Annotated in this window: 5 protein-coding genes; 4 read left to right on the top strand and 1 reads right to left on the bottom strand. The window is 71.2% G+C overall.

Going from position 1 to position 3,148, the window contains the following annotated elements; genetic code table 11:
- Positions 1-516 precede the first annotated feature (516 nt).
- The 4 genes from AC2W7C_RS15720 to AC2W7C_RS15705 are packed head-to-tail and all read left to right on the top strand — an operon-like array spanning position 517 to position 2,747.
- The gene (locus tag AC2W7C_RS15720; protein WP_486002242.1) at positions 517-897 is read left to right on the top strand and encodes a hypothetical protein; all 381 of its coding nucleotides are present in this window, start codon (positions 517-519) and stop codon (positions 895-897) included.
- Positions 898-933: 36 nt separating this feature from the next.
- Positions 934-2,097 carry an isovaleryl-CoA dehydrogenase gene (locus AC2W7C_RS15715; RefSeq protein WP_486002241.1) on the top strand — a complete coding sequence of 388 codons (1,164 nt, stop codon included), beginning with the start codon at positions 934-936 and terminating at the stop codon, positions 2,095-2,097.
- Positions 2,094-2,504 carry a DUF3574 domain-containing protein gene (locus AC2W7C_RS15710; protein ID WP_486002240.1) on the top strand — a complete coding sequence of 137 codons (411 nt, stop codon included), beginning with the start codon at positions 2,094-2,096 and terminating at the stop codon, positions 2,502-2,504. Before AC2W7C_RS15715 ends, AC2W7C_RS15710 begins: the two co-directional genes overlap by 4 nt.
- Before the next feature lie 60 nt (positions 2,505-2,564).
- The gene (locus AC2W7C_RS15705; protein WP_486002239.1) at positions 2,565-2,747 is read left to right on the top strand and encodes a DUF3008 family protein; all 183 of its coding nucleotides are present in this window, start codon (positions 2,565-2,567) and stop codon (positions 2,745-2,747) included.
- A gap of 51 nt (positions 2,748-2,798) precedes the next feature.
- Here AC2W7C_RS15705 and AC2W7C_RS15700 read toward each other — a convergent pair.
- On the bottom strand, positions 2,799-3,148 hold a 350-nt coding region (locus AC2W7C_RS15700; RefSeq protein ID WP_486002238.1), incomplete at its 5' end, for a DUF3617 domain-containing protein.

The raw sequence follows: 3,148 nt of genomic DNA, 5'->3' as shown, positions 1-3,148 counted from the left end.
GGATGGCCCGAGGCCGCGGCTCCGGATTCGGCGCTGCGCCGCCGCGCCGCCGAGCGCGCCCTGTCGTGGCGGACCAGCCTCTCCCGTGCATCTGGCGGATCTGCTGTCCGCGCCCCTGCCCCCTCCTCCCGTGCCCGAGCCCATCCGCGCCGAAGAGGCTCCGGTCGTGAGGCCCGACTTCGCGGCCGGCGCCGCGCCCGCGCGGCCGCCGTCGCCTCCTTGTTGGGCGAAGCACCCCCGAGCGCCGAGGAAGCCTCGCCCCCGCCTCCGGTCGAGCCGCCCGTCCCGCCCTCGTCGCCGCCCGCCTTCACCGCCCACGCGGCGATGCGATACTCGCCCTATGCCACCGCGATCATCGGTCCTCTTCCCGGCTTTCCCGCGGCTGGCGCGGTCGCGCCCGAACCGCAGCCCGCTACGGTCGGGGAGACGGCCGCCCCGGAGAGCGAGACCGGTGATCTGGGGCCCTTGGTTCCACCGTCGGCGGGGCCGTCGCCCTTCCCGCCGATGGACGAACTGGTGTTGACGCCTCCGGTGGAGGCGAACTTCGTCGAGACTGCCCGCCCCGTCTGGCCCGACGAACAGCGGCAGGACTCTGACCAGGACGGCGCCGGGGAGGCGCTGTTCACCGACGAGCCGACGTTGTCGGTCCTGCGTCACGAGGCGGAGCCGGAGAAGCCCCGTCGCTTCGACTGGAGCGAAACCGGCGCCTTCCTGATCATGGGCGGCGTGGGCCTGGCCGCCTGCGCGGCCTCGGCCGCCGCATTCCGCCTGGCCGTGACCGAACCCTCCGACATGGGGGAGACGGCCGTGATCGCCTGGGCGCTGGCCCTGATCGGCGCGATCTGCGTGGGGGTATCGTCCTGGAACCTCTATGTCCGCTGGGGGCGGTCGAGCTGACTTTGCCTCCGGCGCGGGCGGTGCTACGCCCGCGCCATGAGCATTCCCTTCGCCCCCCAATCCATGGAATTCGGCCTCGGCGAGAACGCTGACGCCATTCGCGAGACCACCGCCCGCTGGGCCGCCGACAAGCTGGCGCCCCGCGCCGCCGAGATCGACGAGACGAACACGTTCGCCCGCGACCTGTGGCCCGAGATGGGGGAACTGGGCCTGCACGGGATCACCGTCGAGGAGGAGTACGGCGGCCTGGGCATGGGCTATCTGGAGCATGTGGTCGCGATGGAGGAGGTCAGCCGCGCCTCGGCCTCGATCGGCCTGAGCTACGGCGCCCACTCCAACCTGTGCGTCAACCAGATCCGCCGCTGGGGCACGCCGGAGCAGAAGGCGAAATACCTGCCCAAGCTGATCTCGGGCGAGCATCTGGGGTCGCTGGCGATGTCGGAGGCCGGATCGGGCTCGGACGTCATGTCGATGCGGACCCGCGCCGAGAAGAAGGGCGACCGCTACGTCCTGAATGGAACGAAGTTCTGGATCACCAACTCGCCGACGGCCGACACCCTGGTGGTCTACGCCCGGACCGGCGAGGGCAATGGCGGGGTCACCACCTTCCTGATCGAGAAGGGGATGAAAGGGTTCAGCGTCTCCAAGAAGCTGGACAAGATGGGCATGCGCGGCTCGGACACCGCCGAGCTGGTGTTCGAGGACTGCGAGGTCCCGGAAGAGAACATCATGGGCGGCGAAGGGCGCGGCGCGGCGGTGCTGATGAGCGGCCTGGACTACGAGCGCACCGTACTGTCAGGCGGGCCGCTGGGCATCATGCAGGCGGCGCTGGACGTGGTCCTGCCCTACGTGCGCGAGCGCAAGCAGTTCGGCAAGGCGATCGGCTCGTTCCAGCTGATGCAGGCCAAGGTCGCCGACATGTACGTGGCCCTGAACTCGGCGCGAGCCTACGTCTACGCCGTCGCCCGCGCTTGCGACCAGGGCAAGACCACCCGTTACGACGCCGCCGGCGCCATCCTGCTGGCCTCGGAGAACGCGGTAAAGGTCAGCCTGGAGGCCGTACAGGCCCTGGGCGGCGCGGGCTACACCAAGGAATGGCCGGTCGAGCGGCTGGTCCGCGACGCCAAGCTGTACGACATCGGCGCCGGCACCAACGAGATCCGCCGGTTCCTGATCGGGCGGGAGCTGCTGGGGTCATGATCCGGGCGGCCGGCGCCGCGGGGTTGTTGGTGCTGCTGTCGGCCTGCTCGACGCTCGGCGCGCCCGCGTCCTGCCGGCCCGGTTCCGAGATGCGCGGCTTGGCCGAGCTCTACTTCGGCCGCAACGTCGGCGACGCGCCGGGCGTGTCCGACGCCGACTGGGCGGCCTTCCTCGACCAGGAGGTGACCCCCCGCTTCCCCGAGGGCCTGACCGTTCTGGACGCGGCCGGCCAGTGGCGGGGCGAGACGGAAGAGATCGTCCGAGAACCGTCCAAGGTGCTGATCCTGGTTCTGTCCGGCCGGCCCGACGAGCCGGCCCGCCTCGAGGCCGTGCGGACCGCGTACAAGGCCCGCTTCCGGCAGGAGGCCGTCATGATGGTGGAGCGCAGAGGCTGCGTCGGCTTCTGACGGAACATCCGGCGCCGGCGGGGATTGTGAGCGGCGGGGGCCAACTCAAGGAGTCCCCCCATGCCCGCCAAGTCCGCAGCCCAGCAGAAGGCCGCCGGAGCCGCCCTGTCGGCCAAGCGCGGCGACACGCCCAAGTCCGAGCTGAAGGGCGCGTCCAAATCGATGCTGTCGATGTCCGAGAAGCAGCTCGAGGAGTTCGCCCACACGAAACGCAAGGGCAAGCCCGAGCACGTGAAGCACTGAGCCGGCGTGCCGACCCGGACGCCTGAGCGCCCGGGCCGGGCTCGCGAGGCCTTAGGCCGCCGGGCAGTCGCCGACGCGTTCGGCGTTCATCGTGGTGGTGATTTCCGGCATCTGGGCCGGGCCGCCGGTGGTCTTGGACTTGGCCTCCATGGTGTAGCGGCTGGTGAAGTCGCCGGTGACGCGGATGTTGGTCTCGGTCTTCATGCCGCCCTGGATCTCGCAGACGCTCGAGCTGACCATGGCGTCGCCGTCGCGGCGGAACGGCTGGGTGGTGCAGGTCGCACCGGGGGTGGAGGCGCTGCCGCCTGGCGCTTCGAAGGTCGCCTGGGTGACGCAGACCTCGGGTCGGCGGGGCGGGGGCGGGCGGCGGCGGGCGCTGGCATGCGGCGACGCTGGTGGTC

It is taken from the genome of Brevundimonas sp. CURTG3B2_SDJG (assembly GCF_057364705.1).
This window is presented reverse-complemented; position numbering and strand designations above follow the sequence as displayed.

Bases quoted from the DNA above. Each gene is read 5' to 3' on its own strand.
- AC2W7C_RS15715 (WP_486002241.1), top strand. From the start codon at position 934: ATGAGCATTCCCTTCGCCCCCCAATCCATGGAATTCGGCCTCGGCGAG.
- AC2W7C_RS15710 (WP_486002240.1), top strand. From the start codon at position 2,094: ATGATCCGGGCGGCCGGCGCCGCGGGGTTGTTGGTGCTGCTGTCGGCC.
- AC2W7C_RS15705 (WP_486002239.1), top strand. From the start codon at position 2,565: ATGCCCGCCAAGTCCGCAGCCCAGCAGAAGGCCGCCGGAGCCGCCCTG.